Consider the following 16532-nt stretch of genomic DNA (forward strand, 5'->3'; position numbering starts at 1 on the left):
CCTCCCTCCATTAAAAATGAATCGTTATTTGTTTACGATAATAGCGTTTTAACCCAATATCCATACCCCAAAGAAGGACAAGCGATACACCGGCAAACAGCACCGTATAGGCGGAACCAACAGCCGGGTCTCCTCCGCTGATAAATGGAAACAGAATGAGTGGTAGCGTAATAACCTGTCCACCTCCGACGAGAAATGTAATCAAATATTGGCTTAGAGAAACCAGAATGCTCAAACTGGCTCCCGCAACCACACCCGGTAATATGTGAGGAAATACAATATACCGGAAGCGCTGGAATCTTCCCGCCCCTAACATGCGGCCTTGTTCCTCCCACTGAAACCCGAGCGTCCCAAAGCTTACTATTAGAGCCCGTATCATGTAAGGAAGGGTCGAAGAAATATGTGCAACAACCACTCCGGGCATTGATTCGGTTAAATCGAGCCTTATAAACGTCATGTAAAGCCCCATCACAGCGACAAATGACGGGATGATCATCGGTGCATACAGCATTCCTTCCACGATTCGCTTTCCCTTGAAGTCCATTCTCGCGAGCGCGTCCGCCGCCGGCACCGCAAGAACCAAATTAATCAATGTAACGAGCAAAGCGATGATAACGCTTGTCTGGATCGCATCCCACGTTCCCGAACTCTTTAAGAATACATATTCCCACGCCCGCATGCTGAACGTATGAGGCAGTACCTCAGGCCATCTCCACCCCGCAGAGAAACTGGATAAAATTAAAGGAACAAAAGGAATGAGGATCAAAAAAATCAAGAAAGCTGTCATCACCAGATGAACGGTATGTATCCATCTGCCGCTCAGCATTACCATCCCCTCCCTTCGGCAATCAACCAGCGCCTGCTTAATCGGTAAGCCAGCAATCCTAAACCTGCAGCAATAAGAGCCAATAGTACATTCACGGTAAGGGCTTCCGGGCGTTGTGCTATTTCCCCACTTGTATAAAGTTCATAAGAAAGCACGGGCAGCATTTTAGGATACGTCACCCCCAATAAGAAAGGAACTTCAAATGCGGAAAACGTAAAAGAAAAGACAATAAAGGAAGAAGACAGCCAGGCTGGCAACAAAAGAGGAATCACAATTTCCCGAATAAAACTCCATATGTTCGCACCAAATACCTGTGCGACTTCAAACCATGAACGATGTGTTCGCAACAAAACCGGATATAGCATCAGCGCAATAAATGGTGCTTCTTTCCACGCATAAGAAAAGATAATACCCCATCCAAACGGATCATTGATCCAGATGGGAAAATCATTCACCTCTTTAATCCAACCCAAATGAAAAGCCATTCTCGATAACCAGCCGCTTTGCATGAACAGCAGCACCATTAGGTAAGCACCCACCAAATGAGGAACAATAAGGGGAAGTCCAAACGTTCTCTGCCAAACGTTTTTCCAGACGGAATGCACCGGTTTTCCCAGCATAAATAAGCAGACCGCCACAAAAACACCCAATATCCCCGCCGATATAGTAGAAAGGAAGGCAACACGGAGCGTGAGCAGCAGTGAACTCCAAAATTCATCCGATCTGAGAAGTTCTTTATAAGCAAATAAGGAAAAATGGGATTGACCCGCCGCTGGGAAATATCCCATGCTTTGGATCAATCCATCTACTAGTCCCCCGAAAAATAATATAGTTATCACTGTCCATGCAGGAAGTACAAGAAGAAACGCTTTATTTCTTCGCCACATTCTCAATCCATCCTTTTTCAAGTATACCGACATACTGGGATGGCATCTCCGGAACACGATGGCTGGCCAGTACGCCTGCCGGCAATGTAGCGACCCCCCTGTTAATGGAAGCTAACCGTTTTTGATCTTGGGCAGATAGTTTTTTCGGATTGAGGGACATATCCTCGCCCCAATTAGCCGGATCAAACTTGGCAATTTGTGCCTCAGGCGAAAGCAGGAAGTTAATCGCCACCATCGCTCCCGCCTGGTGAACAGAATTAAACGGAATGGATAGATAATGGGTGTTTGACAATGTGCCTTTGTCAAGCACAAAGGTGCGTGTCGATTTAGGGAAATTCCCTTTTTGGATTTGATTTGTCGCTTTGGCTGGATCATACCCCATAGTCATCCATATTTCCCCGCTGCTGTACAATTGATCCAACTTGGCCTCACTTTCAGGATATGTTTTTCCTTCTCTCCACAAATAAGGCTTAAGTTGATTCAAATAGTCCCATGTCGGCTTGGAGTTCTCGTCCAGCGTCTTTTGATCAACATTTTTCAAATACTGCTTATACCCGCCTGTTTGCTCATAAAGGACCTGGCGTATAAAAGCGCTCCCAGTAAAATCTGGTGGAGCAGGGTACGTGAATTTACCAGGGTTTTGCTTCGCCCATTCCAGTAATTCTTTCATAGACTTCGGCGGATTCTTCACCCTATTCGAATCATAGGCAAATACAAATTGGGCTTTTCCCCAAGGGGCTTCCAGCCCATTGGTTGCCAACCCGAAATCATTAGATATATCAGGCGCATTAACGTCAACATACTTCTGTACGTTAGGTAGCTTATTGGCGAAAGATCCCCAAAGCAATGAGTTGTCCTTGGCCGCCTTGAAGTTCTCTCCGTTAATCCAAATGATATCCATGCTTCCACGTTTTTTACCTGCTTGCTTTTCAACAAGCAGCTTATTAATAATATCCTTTGTATCATTCACAGGAATTCTTTTCAAAGTAACTCCTGCTTCTCTTTGAAGCCGCGGCGCAGCCCACTCATCAATATATCGATTGATAGAGTCACTACCACCCCACATGTACATGTTAACGGTTTGGCCCTTCGCTTGCACTTGCACCTCGCCCCATTTTCCATCTAATAAGTTGCCTGTAGCAGCTTTTGAATTTTCGTTTGTCATACTGTTTTGCGAACAGCCTGTTACAACGATTCCTGTAAGAATTAGAAGAATAAAACTAAGCCATACCCATTTACGTTTCAAGAAGACATCCCCTTATCGAAAAATTTTGTTTTTTCTTTCTTGAATTTTAACAGAACCTCCTTTATGACTCTGTAAGATACCTTAATATTCCTTTTCGAAAATACATGAACGGAAGCATGTTTCCAAAGTTTTCTCCTAGAGCTGTATACGACTAATAATTTATTACATACTCCAAAAGCACCTGCACAATTTGTTTGTGAAAATTCGTTTTAGTCAAAACCAGTTCAGCTATTGATTATTACTCCTTTATAAATAATGACTTAATCATATCGATTTTTTTGCAATGGCAATTTCGTTTCCCATGTGACAATTTCATTTGAAATCATACTCAATTCCATCCGAATGAAACAAGGAATAAAACAAGTATCATCCCGTCCGCCCTACTGTATGCCTACGATCGCGTTTTAAAACAAAAAGAAATAATAATAATATGGATCCTGTCCGAATTTCGATATCTGCGACATTAAAAATCGCAGGCCACCAACGAAAGTCAATAAAATCAATCACATAACCGAGCCATATCCGATTGATAAAATTGCCTGCTGCCCCGCTAATAACAAACGCGAATCCCACTTTAAGAAGAAGTGATTTTGTGTTGTTTTTTTCATACAAATAAAACAACACAAAGATAGATACAGCACTTACTGCTGTTAGAAAAGGAGTGGATTCTGATAAAATACCGAAGCTTGCACCTGGATTATGGATCAATTTCCATGACAACCAGCCGGGGATAACTTTGAAAGCTTGATTCAAAGGCAAGGTCTCCATTTTACTTTTAGAAACCAAATCTAGTATCAATAATAACAGTATCGATCCATAAAACAAATGTCATCCCCCCATACTGAAGCTATTTTACGCGTTTTATCCGGAATTCCCTTCATTCCTGGTTTAAAGACTTGTTAATTTATCTTAAATATATATTCTAGTGAATGTCTTTGCACCAGAACCTTGCAGAAATTCTTCTTTATTAAGCCTATTCCTTATACCATATATTGATATATAACCGTACATTCCTTTTAGCGAAACCAATAGTAAAGAGAACGTCCGATGAATCAATCTCCTCGTCAGTCTAATCGTTGCGTTTGCCAATACATATAAAGCATTAAAATCGGCCCGCCGATGATGATAGTTAATATATTTTCTATGCAGTTGATTGCACTACGCGTTTATAAATCGCCTCATACTGCTCGATAATATCAAAATGAGAAAAATCACGGTACGCCCGATCAATTGATGCACATGAAAAACGTTTGTACATCGCTTCATCCCGGACGAGTTGTAGTGCTTTTTCCGCCATTCCTTCTATATCACCAATGGACAGGACAAACCCAGTATCCCCATCCTTCACCACTTCCAGCAGACCACCGACGTTACTCACAATGACTGGCTTTCCGCATGCCATTGCCTCTAGCACAACCAGACCAAAGCTTTCCTGTTCGGAAGCTAGCAGAAGCACATCTGCGATGGATAACACACAAGCCATACTATCTTCTTTGCCAAGAACAATCACATCCTCTGCTACCCCGATTTCATATGCAAGATCACGAATAAACGGTAGTTCAGGGCCTTCACCTATCATCAATAGCTTAGCCGGTATTATTTCACGCACCTTACTAAACACATGCATAACATCTGGCACCCTTTTAACTTGGCGGAAATTTGAAATGTGAATAAACACCTTTTCGCCGTTCGGTGCGTATTCCCCACGAATATCACACATATCACGCGGGTAATATTCCCGTTTATCAATAAAGTTATATACCAGATCGATCGGCCGTTCGATTTGTAGCACTTGTTTGGTCTCTTCAATTAAATTTTTGGAAACAGCTGTTACTGCATCACTTTGCTCAACGCCAAACCGGATAATATCTTTTAGTCTGTAATCATTGGCTAGAACGGTAATATCTGTACCGTGAAGCGTCGTCACTACTTTCAGACTGTCACCGACCATTCGTTTAGCTAAGTTCGCCGAGATAGCGTGCGGTACAGCGTAATGAACGTGAAGCACGTCTAGTTTCTCGTTTTTGGCTACTTGTGCCATACGGCTCGCGAGCGTTAAATCATATGGTGGATATTGAAACACTGAATAATTATTCACATCCACCTCATGAAAATAAATATTTTGATAATATTTCCCTAAACGAAATGGCATACCTGATGTGATAAAATGCACTATATGCCCTTTTTCAGCTAGTAATTTCCCCAGTTGAGTTGCCACAACCCCAGACTCGCCGGCGGATGGATAACACGAAATGCCAATTTTCATTCTCTTAGCCCTTTCCCAAAGGTTGGAAGTAAAAGTAGAATCGAACTAACAAATCCTTTTACATAGATTAAGCTTTCTGTCAACGGAGTATCACTGAATCAGCTTCTTTTTTTAAATTGTGTTTGGTAAACAGATAATACCTGTATCTCTACTTCCATACCGTCACTAATGTCTACATAAATTGAGGTTCAACGTAGTCATTTATAAAGTAATGGATCGGTTATGCTGTTCTCGGTATATTACTCCTTTATAAGTAATGACTTAATCTTACCGGTTTTTTTGATTTTGTTCTGTGAAGCATCTTACAAAGACAACGGTAATTTCGTCCTATGTGACAACTTTATTTGAATTCATCCGAATCAAACAAGGGACAAAATGCAGTATCATCCCGTCCGTCCTTCTGTATGCCTACGATCACGTTTTGAAAGAAAAAGAAATAATAGCAATATCGCCCTGATTCGAATTTCGATATTTACGACATTAAAAATCGCAGGCCATCAACGAAAGTCAATAAAATCAATCACATAATCGAGCCATATCCGTTTGATAAAATTGCCTGCTGCCCCGCTTAATGACAAACGCGAATCCCACTTTAAGAGAAGTGATTTTGTGTTGTTTTTTTCATACAAATAAAACAACAGAAAGATAGATACAGCACTTATTGCTGTTAGAAAAGGAGTGGATCCTGATGAAATACCGAAGCTTGCACCTGGATTATGGATCAATTTCCATGACAACCAGCCAGGGATAAACGTTGAAAGCCTGATCCAAAAGGCAAGGTCTCCATTTTACTTTTAGAAACCAAATCTAGTATCAATAATAAAATTATATCCATAAAACAAATGCGATTTTAAGAGGAAGTGGGATCGTTAATTGATTCGAATGCTTTGTTGGCTAATAATGAAATCGTACTATCGTCGTTTGGAGGGTTGTAAATACCCGCTTGAACATCTCGATAATAACGCTGCATAGGGTTGGAAGAAAACAAGCTTCGCCCTCCAACAATTCGCATCGCTTCTTCAACGACCTGCACAGCAGTGTTTGTGGCGACATATTTTACCGCAGCAAGCTCAGCTTCCATCTTTCCTCGTTTTTCCGGTTCTTTGTCCCATCGTTCTGCCACAGAATAAAGGAAATGGCGTGCCGTTAACAATTGTAAATCGATGCTTCCAACTTTACGCCTTACTTCAGGTACTTCTTGAATCGGGCCTGATAAACTGTTTGGCTTGTATACACTTGCAAATCGTACAGCTTCATTCCTGGCTGCAATGGCAATACCCATGTAACAAGCGGGAATATGCAAAAGCCAGCCAAGAGGGAGCTGCTTTCCTGTTGGCGGTACAAATTCCACAAGAGCAGCGACATCTAGTTCAACATTTTCAAAGATTAAATTGTCGCTTCTGGTTCCCCTCATTCCCAATGTGTCCCAATTCTCTTCTATGTGAACACCTTCTAAGCGGCACGGAACAAGAAAGCCGCCCACTTCGCCTGTTTCTTCAATGAGTGCTGAAATAATCACGTAATCAAGGGCTGGTGCCATGGAAGCGTATGACTTCCGTCCATTGATGATCCATTTGTTGTTCTTCTTGATTGCCTTGGTTTTCGGTGCTGCTCCACGAGACGGATCCCCAGTTTCCATTTCTGTATGCACGCGGTTTATTAAATGCTTTCCGATAGCGATATCCAGACATAATTTCTTAAATGCGGTTTCTTCCCAATCAGTTCGCATCGCCACATCCATAATAGTCCCTAAATGCCTTCCCCTCCATATTGTTTAGGAATAGTCAGAGATAAAAAACCTGCTTTCTTTAATGCTTGAAAGTTCTCAAACGGAAAAACACCTTCTTTGTCAACGAATTCCACATGTTTTAAAAATTGTTCTGCCAGTTCACCGGCTAACTTAACGAAATGTTTCTGTCGTTCTGTTTTCACAAACGAATCGTTATGTACAGTCATCCCGCAACCGCCTTTTCTATCAATTTCTTTATTTTACAAAATACATTCAGTAAAAATCCAAATCTCTTCTGGTGAAATCAAATGATGGGTAGGTATATCATCGAAAAAAATTTTATTTATATTTGTTCATAAACGCTTTGTCAATTTTCCGCTTTAGCTTCCAGCACCATGTACCGTGTAGAGCTATACTACCGTACAAGAGAAAAGCCTCCCGATTACCTGCGGAAAGGATGGATAAGTATTTATTTTGCGGATGATACTGTATCATTTGATTTCCTGAAAAATAACGTTTCAAATTTCTCCATAATATTGGGGCTTCTCTCACTGCATACACCCCTGCTTTTGCAAGATTAGGGTACTCTGCAAACGATATGCAATCCCCTGCCCCAAATATATTAGGATACTCTACTGATTGAAGCGTAGAATAGACCGCGAGATACCCGTGTTCATCCACCTTCATACCCGATTTCGAAAACAAGGATGGGGCTTGCGGTCCTGTTAACCATAGGAGTTGATCCGATGTTACATGATTCCCTGATTGTAAATACATTCGATTCGAAGATGCTTGGACAACTCCATCATTCTGGTACAATCGAATTCCTTTCTGCTGTACGATTTCAGTGATTTTACGTGAGACGTAATGACCGGACTTTTCCATCAATAGCCCCGCGCTGACCAATGAAACAGGTGTAAGCATTCCAAGTTTACGTCTTCGTGCCTGAATTGCCAGGCTTACTTCAATACCTGATGCGCCTCCCCCAACTACTGCGATATGTTGAGCCCGGTCGAATGTTTGCACGGCCTTAACAAACTGATCCATTGGTTTGACCATAATCTCGTTTTCAGCAATACCAGGGATAGTAGGATGTGCCGTACGTGATCCGATGTCAAACGATACGACATCGTACTTCAATGCCAACCCTTGCTGTGTGTGAACGATTTGATTCAGCGGATCTAAGAAAACCGCCCGATCTTCGATAAACTCGACACGGCCCAATTGTGACAGACGTTGAAGATCAACTCTGATTTCGTCCAATGCATATAGACCCTCCGCATATCCAGACACCATTCCCGAATAATATTGAAAGAATGAAGGCGATACCAAGATGACTTTGACATTCAGTATATTCTCGGATTGCAATTTTTTTAGGATATGAAGATGTGTATGCCCCCCTCCAATCAGCAGTAATGTTTTCCTCACATCAATCACCTCGGTCTAACGAAACCACTCGATATATTTCTTTAACATTTTAGGGATAATACCTTTGAACAATTTGTTGCGCCAGTACTGATTGGCAGCACGCTGCAGTGCGGCTCCGTGCGTAGGATATGGATGAATCACATTCGAAATGTTTCCGATTTTATGTCCATGTTGCTTGGCGTATATAATTTCCTGCATCCAGTCTCCTGCGTTTTTTCCCACGGCATGGGCTCCTAAAATCAATCCTTTGTGGTCGGTAATTACCTTGACCAATCCACTCATCTCCCGATCAGCAACAAATCGATCCACATCATCCAGCGTAACCTTGTATATCCGTATACTTTCCCCGTATTTTTCTCTCGCCTCCTGTTCGGTGAGGCCAAGATGAAATACTTCCGGATCAATATACGTCACCCAGGGCACGTGCTCGTAACTGACTTTTCTTTTTAATCCTAATACGGCATTACCTACCACAATTTTCCCTTCCATTCCTGCTGCGTGCGTAAATGGAAATGTCCGGAGTACATCTCCGATCCCATAAATATGGGGAACGGTTGTTTGAAGGGTATCTTTTACGACAATACACCCTTTATCGACCTGCACACCCGTGTTTTCTATACCGATCTGATCCGTATTCGGCTGGCGACCGGTTGCTATAAGAATCTCGTCTGCATCCAGCTTGATTTCTTCTTCTCCACGCAGCACGGTGACCCTTTTCCCGCCATCTAGCAATTTCTCCACTTTTTGAACTTTGCTGCTAAACATGAAAGTAAGTTCTTTTTCCAATGCCTCCTGAGCAAACGGCACCATATCCTGATCTTCTCGCCCCAATAAGCTGGATGCAAATTCAATGACGGTCACTTGTGAACCAAGTCGAGCAAAGGACTGGGCAAGCTCCAACCCAATCGGGCCGGCACCAACAACGACCAGTCTCTTTGGTAAATCGTTTAAGTCAAAGATCGTTTCATTGGTCAGATAATCTACCTCCTGTATCCCTTCGATGGGCGGAATGACGGGACGCGATCCGGTCGAAATAACGATTCGCTTTCCATATATCACATCGCCGCTGCTGATTTCCACAAGATGGTCATCTTTAAAGCGTCCAAGCCCGTGATAAACATCCACCCCCATTTTTTTGAACCGATCCGCATCGTCATGTCTTTGGATGTGGGCGATAGCCGCTTTCACTCGTCGAATCGCTTCTGGAAAATCCAATTCCCCATGCAGCTCAAGATTGAATTCTTTAGCCGTTTTTTTCGCATCATGCACCTTTTTAGCCGATTCAATCAAAGCCTTTGAGGGAATACACCCGAAATGCAGACAATCCCCACCCGGCTGTTCTTCCTTTTCAATCAATGCAATTTTGGCCCCCATACTGGCAGCTCCGGCAGCGACTGTCAAGCCTCCGGCACCGCCTCCCATCACGATGAGATCATACTTTTTCATAAGTAGCTCCTCCTAATCAATTGTTCCTCATTTATTTTTTCGATGGATCGAATTTCTTCTTAAACAGCAGGGGAATTATAAGTGCAGCAAGAAACATAAGAATCGCAAGGATGATATCCTTTACTGTTCCCTTCGTTAGACTAGCACCAAAAAAATTGTAAGCAAACGTGGCCGGAATGATTCCGAACAGCGTGCCATAGACAAATGCCCGGAAATGAACTTTCGATATTCCAGAAATATAACTAATTAAATCAAAAGGAAATAAAGGGATTAATCGCAGAAGAAAGACATACAAAAAGCCCTGTTCCGCTAACTTCGTTTCCAGCTTGCCCCAATTTCCTGTCCACTGTTTCCGTACTAGATCTTTCCCTAGATAGCGGGCAACCAGAAAGGACAATGCCGCTCCTAGGGTGGCACCAATCACGGTATACACTGTCCCAAATAATGTACCAAAGGCCAGCCCTCCGCTTAATGACAGAATAGATGCTGGAAATAAGAGAAGCGGTCTTACGGTATACAATAATATATAGAGCAGAGGAGCTATCCAACCGAAGGATAAAATCCAATCACGGATGCTCTGAGGTGTTGCATGGATATACGTGTGGTTAATCCAAAGAAGTAGACCTACCACAACGAGAAGAAGCATGAGTTTAGGAGTTAAAATTTTTTGTTTCATAAGTACCCCCTTCCTAATAAATCATTTGTTCGTCCCCATCTTATTCTTGCTTCTTCATGGTCCATAGAACCAAGCAAATATGGCGTAATGCGGATAATTAATCAGCCATAATATGATTGGAGGAACAATGAAAAGTACCTCATCCGCTTCTCCGTGCTGCTCAACTACAGAACGCATGGCATTCATGCAGCTAACGGGTGCGCTTAAAGTAAAAGCCCAACACGCGCTCCACAAAACCAACTGACGGTGGTTTTTGGCCCATTTACGGGAGATCCCGATATAGATAAGGGAGACAATAATGATTTTGATAAACAGTAACCCTATAATGAGTAATGAACCATGCACAAAAAGCTCGCTGGCTGAAACCAGCATCATGGCAATGATAAATCCGTATAAAGAGAAGATTCCAATCTCTTGTACTGTTCGAAGAAAGAGTTCTCTTCCTTTTCCTGTTATTTTTCGCAATAGCCATCCGGTAATCATTCCAAATGTCATGGAGATAACAAAATCGAAAAGAAATAGAATATGAGATAACCAGGCATGCTTGAGCCATAGAGCAATACTTGTAACGGTTGCTTGCAAAATCAACGCTAATAAATTCCAGTTTCGTATCGTCAGATTCGTTTGAGGCGTTTGTTGCAAAGGTATAAAAGACCGCATAAGTCCAATAACGATGGGAGACAGTAAAAAGACAAACAGTAGCGTGATTTGATAATAAGTATTCACCGAATGTTCTTCCGGAAAATAGGGCAAAACACGCTCGATCCATTCCTGATTCCAGGCTAATGTGGATGAACCGAACAACTGAATTAAGAATGGAGATTGCCGGAACAAAATCCACACCAAACCCTCTAATAAGAGAATAATAAACACTGAAAACAGGAACAAATAGACCAAACGAAGACCATGCTTTTTTTCATAAATCATTCCTATCTTGATACCGATAAAAAACAGGAAACTAGTAAGTAGTGCGTGATTGATGTCATCAGAAGGCGACCAAGAGGAACCTGTCAAATAAAAATAAATTCCCAACAAAATGGCTCCAAAGGTTCCTCCAGCAAGTGGAGGCGAAATATACCATTTCGACAGCTTCCATCGACGTTCCCACCGATATCCAAGTACAACGAGACTGAAAATGATTGCTGTGTCAGTTAAAATCATCATACCCGCCTTCATTCCACCTCGTATTTCCTCACTCCCTTGTGCAGGAAACGTACCGCATCTAAGCCTTCAGAGATATACACCCTATTTTTCGCAATTGGGTTACTGACGTGTTGAATTTGCTCGCTGATTCTGCTCATTTCCTCGGCTTTAAAACGTAACTCTTCATTACCTTCTTTGAGTTCATATGTTGTTGTCCAAATCATCCGAAAATTTTCTTTTGCTTTTTCCACTTCCGATTTTCTTTTCTCTGCGTCAGCCACACCTGATTTTGCTTCGAGGACAAGGTTCTCAATCTCTTTTGCAATCTTACTGACAATACTTTCAACCTCTTTTGCGGAGTTACCACTACTATCTGCCAGCTTCCTGACTTCCGAGGCTACAACACCGAACCCAAGACCGTGTTCACCGGCACGCGCTGCTTCGATAGCTGCATTGAGTGATAACAATTTTGTTTGAGCTGCCATTTCTTGTAGCACTCTGACAATTTTTAAAATATCTTTTGAAAACCCTGTGAGGCTGTTCATCCTTTCCATAATCCCTTCTGCCCCACTGCTGATTTGGTCCATTTGATCGACAACCTGCGTAATTGCTCTTCCCCCTCGATCGTCAAATTATTCGCCTGTTCGGACAACTCGGTAATACTGGTTACATGGCCCTGTATATCCCCGCATTAACAGCTACCTGCCTGGACATGTCTAGCAATGATTGAACAAGCTTCTGCTGCCCTTGCATGATTTCTTTCGCTTTCTCCACTTTGTTTATGGCTTGTGAAATCTCTCCCACCCTACAATCACCGTTCCTTTTCCTTAGTATGGAACCAATATATCAAAAGCATTGTGATCTTACTGTAAAGTAGCTTACAAAAGAAAAAAGGAACTCGTTTGAGTTCCACAGCCTGACAGATTACTTTTTAAAGCAGTTCGTTTCGTATAAATTTCTTTTTTTACTTTGTCATACTTTTGTAAACGACTCCTGTAACCAAACCATAAATCATGTGTCCAACCAGGCTCATCATGCTGGCTGTTGTAAAGTGGAATGCCATATTTGGCGTTCTCATCATCATAGGCATTAAAATAAAAGGAAATAAGAGCCAGAGTACAATTCCATATACCACACCCGAAATGATTCCATTCCATTTAACGATTCCAGTGAAAACAGTAAAGACAATCCCGAAAATGAAGCTAATCATCATATGGACAAGAAAACCGATACCTGCTGATTGGCTGTGAACTATTCCCGCAATCATGGGCAGCATTCCCATCATCGCCATCATCATACCAAACACCAATCCTCCAGCCAAACTCCCTATAATCCCCGCCTTCCAATGCCATGCTTTCTTTGCCTCCGGTTTCTCTTGCACCTGAGCCATATTTTTCTTCCTCCTCTATATAATTTTTTGCTTACATCCCCAGAATATTCTTTTTAGAGGGATTACTCTGTAAGATGGATTACATAGCAACAAAAATTTCGGAATGTAATCTACTTCACAAAGGTTAAAACTAAAAGAAGAGTATAATGATGTGTAAAATAAACCTTTAGATATGGTGATCCAAAATGGTAATAAAAGTATATGTAAGTGATCATTGCTTTTCATGCAAAGAAGCCATTCAATACTTTACTGAAAAAGAGGTGAATGTAAAGCAAATTAATGTTACATATAATCAAGAAAAGTTTGTTGAAATGCTTACGCTCGGGGGAATTGCCACACCGCTTATCGTGATAGACGATCAAATTTTCTACACCTTTGAACGAGCAAAATTAGACAAAGTACTGGAGGAGAAAAATGAATAAATTATGGTATTTATCACAAATCAGTATGTTTAACGCTCTTCCTAAGGAAGATTTAATGGAAATGGAAAAGATGGGACCCATGTCTACGTTAGAACGCAATACCATTATTCAAACGCCGGAAACCTTTCATGAAGGACTGTACACTATAAAAGAAGGAAAGCTTAGACTTTATAAAATGAATGCGGAAGGAAAACAATTCACGTTGGGAATTTTAGGAAAAGGGAACCTTTTCGGAGAGATAGATTCCTTTTCATTGGGTACGCGGGATATCTTTATTGAAACGATCGATAAAACGCTCCTCTGTTCTTTCGGTAAAGAACAGTTTGAAGCGTTTCTCACTTCTCGACCTCAATTGGCACTGAAATTTTTGAAAGTCCTAAGCGAGCGTTTGCAAGAACGCGATGCTCTGCTTGAGCAACTTGCTCTGGGAGATTTACGAGATCGAGTGCTTCATTTGTTAATGAAGTTATCTAAGCAGTTTGGTATAGAGGATGGCGACTATCACAAAATTGATTTTTCTTTGACTCATCAGGAACTGGCTAATATGGTCGGAGCTACAAGGGAGTCGGTTACGATGGTTCTAAAAGAATTATCAAAAAGGGACATTGTACGTACAGGACGGATGTCCATTGAGGTAAATATAAATAAAGCCAAAGAATATATACACTAAAGCTTGCTGCTTTTCATACGATTTAATTCCACTGTATATTTGGTATTCGATGGTAGGCATGTTATGCAGAGAACTTGGATTTTTGTACACTAAAGATTTTTGAATAAAAAACCGACTTCCAGTATACGTTAATGAAGTCGGCTTTTTTGATGTGAAAAAGTTCCTCACATTTTTGAATGACAAGGTGAACGTCAAATAACTACCAGAACATCAAAATCCTGGCTTTTATCTATCTAATGCACATCAAACCTCCTGAAGATTTATCTTTTCTGCGAACTGTTAGGATTTTATTCAATTTGTTTCGATCCGAGCGACTTCAAGAATATCATTGAACTACAAGTATTCGATTTAGTTCATCCTGATTTTACCATTCACAATAAAAGGTTTTGGCTAGTTGTTGATTAGGAGACAGTCTTTAAAAACTCCCGTACCTGATCTGCCGTTTTTGCATTGGCACTGTGTAAATGAGCCACTTTTTCTCCGTTTTTATAAACAAGCAAGCTTGGAATACCCGCATTTTTCAGCAATTTCAGGAAACTCGTCTTTATTAATTTTATACCATTGTTTATCTTGGTGATCGGTCACAATATCATCAATAAACATATTTAATCTTTTGCAATCTGGACACCAAGTCGTGGAGAATTTCATGATTACTACTGATTCTTGATTAATTGCATTTTGAAACTCTTGTTCAGATAAAATTTTTTGCATTGCTTTCGGCTCCTTCATGTAAATTTCTTTCACGTTTATAAATATACAATACATAGTCACTTAATTTATGTAATGTACTTCACAAAGGATATAATAAGGCTTCGGCGTCAGTTATTCGCACAGAATTAATTTCCGCTGCCTCTCAAAGCACAAGTAAATAAACTTTATAGCATGTATCTCAGATCTGAAGCACTGGTAGGATAAGCGTATGTCATTTTCTTAATATCTTTTGTTGTAAGGTTAAATTGTATCGCCATAGCAAAATGGTTAATCAGTTCATCGGCTTCATTACTTATTAAATGCGCACCAAGAATATGATCAGTCTTCTTATCGATAATTACTTTAGCCGCTGCATATTTTTCATTTGTTCGTTTATACGTATACCACTCCGAAGTAGTAACAAAATTGGTTAACACGTCGTATCCCTGATCTTTTGCCTGCGATTCTGTCAACCCTACGGAAGCGATTTTTGGAATGGTAAAAACGACTGTTGGCATGACTCTATAATCGGGCTTACGGTGGTTTCCTTTCAATAAATTTGAGGCAACGATTTGCGACTCCATCCCAGCAATAGGAGTTAAAGGCAGACCATGGGTAGCTGCTGCATCTCCCGCAGCATAAACGTTTGGATTGCTAATACTTTGAAGGTAATCATTCACCCTAACACCGTCTTTTTCTCGTTCTACATTTCCACGTTCTAAATCCATATCCTCTAATTCTGGGATACGCCCTGCCCCATGAACGACTAAATTGCCTTCTAATTTTATGTTTTTTCCTTTATGAGTACCTCGTACGACAAATCCATCCCCTTGTTTTTCAATCGCCTGCACTTCGGTTTCGAGATGCAAAGTAATGCCGATTTCTTCCGATTTTCGCATTAATAATTCAACCAGGTCTGGATCAAATTGTTCGAGTGGACGTTGACCGCGATGAACAATATGAACTTCAGAGCCAGCTCTCGCTGCGATATGAGCAAATTCAAAGGATATATACCCGCCTCCAACAAAAATGATTTTTTGAGGTAGTTCATCCAATTCTAGAAATCCGTCGCTGTAAGTAAGATGTTCAATTCCCTTGATTGGTAAAGGAACAGGTTTAGCGCCGCTGGCAATTAAAATATATTTTCCCTTTAAAATGTCATCCCCTACTTGGATCTGGTCTTCACCGATAAACTTTGCTCGACCATGAAACGTTTGAATACCAGCTTTAATTAAACCCTCTTCTCGTTTTTCAGGAACAGGCTCTGTAAAGGTACGTTTAAACTCCATTAATTCACTCCAATCCATACGACTACCTGATGTAATACCACGTCCTTTCATTCTTTGTATCCAATCGATGGCTTCGGCAGCTCCTACTAATACTTTTTTAGGGTCACACCCTCTGAGCGCGCAAGTTCCACCAAACGGACGAGAGTCGATCATCGCTACCTTCCAGCCCGCTTTGTTACATTTAGCCGCGGCTACAGAACCTGCCGAACCAGTACCCATTACAATTAAATCAAATGTTCGCTTCATATCATGTCACTCCTTGTTATCGATATATCATGCTTTTACTATGTACTTGTCTGTATAACACTTCCCTTCAGGAAGTACCATCAAACCCTGTAGCTCATCCAGGGTTTTAAATTTTTTTAAAAAAATCCATCAATTGTATAGCGATGAATGGAATGATCTACAGTTAAATTAACCAGCA

General features: G+C 41.1%; 17 protein-coding genes and 2 pseudogenes. 2 read left to right on the plus strand and 17 right to left on the minus strand.

Annotation, left to right across the window (positions count from 1 at the left end):
- Positions 1–10: 10 nt before the first annotated feature.
- The 15 genes and pseudogenes from PP175_RS16145 to PP175_RS16205 form a co-directional block, all read right to left on the minus strand.
- Entirely contained in the window at positions 11–826 is an 816-nt protein-coding gene (locus tag PP175_RS16145) for an ABC transporter permease (RefSeq protein ID WP_272439353.1), read from the minus strand.
- A complete protein-coding gene (locus tag PP175_RS16150; protein ID WP_272439354.1) occupies positions 826–1713 on the minus strand; it encodes an ABC transporter permease in 888 nt (295 codons plus the stop codon). The genes PP175_RS16145 and PP175_RS16150 overlap by 1 nt, the downstream gene beginning before the upstream one ends.
- A complete protein-coding gene (locus tag PP175_RS16155; RefSeq protein ID WP_272439355.1) occupies positions 1697–2959 on the minus strand; it encodes an ABC transporter substrate-binding protein in 1263 nt (420 codons plus the stop codon). Before PP175_RS16155 ends, PP175_RS16150 begins: the two co-directional genes overlap by 17 nt.
- A 366-nt stretch (positions 2960–3325) precedes the next feature.
- Positions 3326–3784, minus strand: coding sequence for a signal peptidase II (gene lspA / locus PP175_RS16160; protein ID WP_272439356.1), 459 nt, complete (start codon positions 3782–3784; stop codon positions 3326–3328).
- Between the two features lie 316 nt (positions 3785–4100).
- Positions 4101–5225: an N-acetyl-alpha-D-glucosaminyl L-malate synthase BshA gene (bshA, locus tag PP175_RS16165; protein ID WP_272439357.1), complete on the minus strand. Its 1125-nt coding sequence runs from the start codon at positions 5223–5225 to the stop codon at positions 4101–4103.
- Between the two features lie 497 nt (positions 5226–5722).
- The gene (locus tag PP175_RS30040) at positions 5723–5992 is read right to left on the minus strand and encodes a signal peptidase II (protein WP_442870474.1); all 270 of its coding nucleotides are present in this window, start codon (positions 5990–5992) and stop codon (positions 5723–5725) included.
- 83 nt (positions 5993–6075) lie between these two features.
- A complete protein-coding gene (locus PP175_RS16170) occupies positions 6076–6954 on the minus strand; it encodes an acyl-CoA dehydrogenase family protein (RefSeq protein ID WP_334314162.1) in 879 nt (292 codons plus the stop codon).
- A 20-nt stretch (positions 6955–6974) separates the two neighbouring features.
- Positions 6975–7181, minus strand: a complete 207-nt coding sequence (locus PP175_RS29755) for an acyl-CoA dehydrogenase family protein (RefSeq protein WP_334314163.1) — start codon at positions 7179–7181, stop codon at positions 6975–6977.
- Positions 7182–7293: 112 nt separating this feature from the next.
- Positions 7294–8391, minus strand: coding sequence for an FAD-dependent oxidoreductase (locus PP175_RS16175; protein WP_334314164.1), 1098 nt, complete (start codon positions 8389–8391; stop codon positions 7294–7296).
- 6 nt (positions 8392–8397) lie between these two features.
- Positions 8398–9828 carry a dihydrolipoyl dehydrogenase family protein gene (locus PP175_RS16180; RefSeq protein WP_272439359.1) on the minus strand — a complete coding sequence of 477 codons (1431 nt, stop codon included), beginning with the start codon at positions 9826–9828 and terminating at the stop codon, positions 8398–8400.
- A 31-nt stretch (positions 9829–9859) separates the two neighbouring features.
- Complete coding sequence (locus PP175_RS16185) at positions 9860–10504, minus strand: TVP38/TMEM64 family protein (RefSeq protein ID WP_272439360.1); 645 nt, start codon at positions 10502–10504, stop codon at positions 9860–9862.
- Between the two features lie 54 nt (positions 10505–10558).
- Positions 10559–11536, minus strand: coding sequence for a sodium/glutamate symporter (locus tag PP175_RS16190; protein WP_272439361.1), 978 nt, complete (start codon positions 11534–11536; stop codon positions 10559–10561).
- A 140-nt stretch (positions 11537–11676) separates the two neighbouring features.
- Positions 11677–12258, minus strand: a pseudogene (locus PP175_RS16195) (methyl-accepting chemotaxis protein); the annotation flags it as partial.
- 55 nt (positions 12259–12313) lie between these two features.
- Positions 12314–12451, minus strand: a complete 138-nt coding sequence (locus tag PP175_RS16200; RefSeq protein ID WP_272439362.1) for a hypothetical protein — start codon at positions 12449–12451, stop codon at positions 12314–12316.
- A gap of 160 nt (positions 12452–12611) precedes the next feature.
- The gene (locus PP175_RS16205) at positions 12612–13037 is read right to left on the minus strand and encodes a DUF6789 family protein (RefSeq protein WP_272439363.1); all 426 of its coding nucleotides are present in this window, start codon (positions 13035–13037) and stop codon (positions 12612–12614) included.
- A 185-nt stretch (positions 13038–13222) separates the two neighbouring features.
- On the opposite strand from PP175_RS16205, the gene PP175_RS16210 reads away from it, so the two are divergent.
- On the plus strand, positions 13223–13459 hold the full coding sequence (locus tag PP175_RS16210) for a glutaredoxin family protein (protein WP_272439364.1): 237 nt from the start codon (positions 13223–13225) through the stop codon (positions 13457–13459).
- Positions 13452–14129: a Crp/Fnr family transcriptional regulator gene (locus PP175_RS16215; RefSeq protein WP_272439365.1), complete on the plus strand. Its 678-nt coding sequence runs from the start codon at positions 13452–13454 to the stop codon at positions 14127–14129. The genes PP175_RS16210 and PP175_RS16215 overlap by 8 nt, the downstream gene beginning before the upstream one ends.
- A gap of 401 nt (positions 14130–14530) precedes the next feature.
- Here the strand turns inward: PP175_RS16215 and PP175_RS16220 are convergent.
- A pseudogene (locus PP175_RS16220) lies at positions 14531–14840 on the minus strand (thioredoxin family protein).
- A gap of 164 nt (positions 14841–15004) precedes the next feature.
- Complete coding sequence (locus PP175_RS16225; RefSeq protein ID WP_272439366.1) at positions 15005–16354, minus strand: dihydrolipoyl dehydrogenase family protein; 1350 nt, start codon at positions 16352–16354, stop codon at positions 15005–15007.
- Between the last annotated feature and the right edge of the window lie 178 nt (positions 16355–16532).

This window comes from Aneurinibacillus sp. Ricciae_BoGa-3 (assembly GCF_028421645.1).
GTDB lineage: Bacteria > Bacillota > Bacilli > Aneurinibacillales > Aneurinibacillaceae > Aneurinibacillus_B.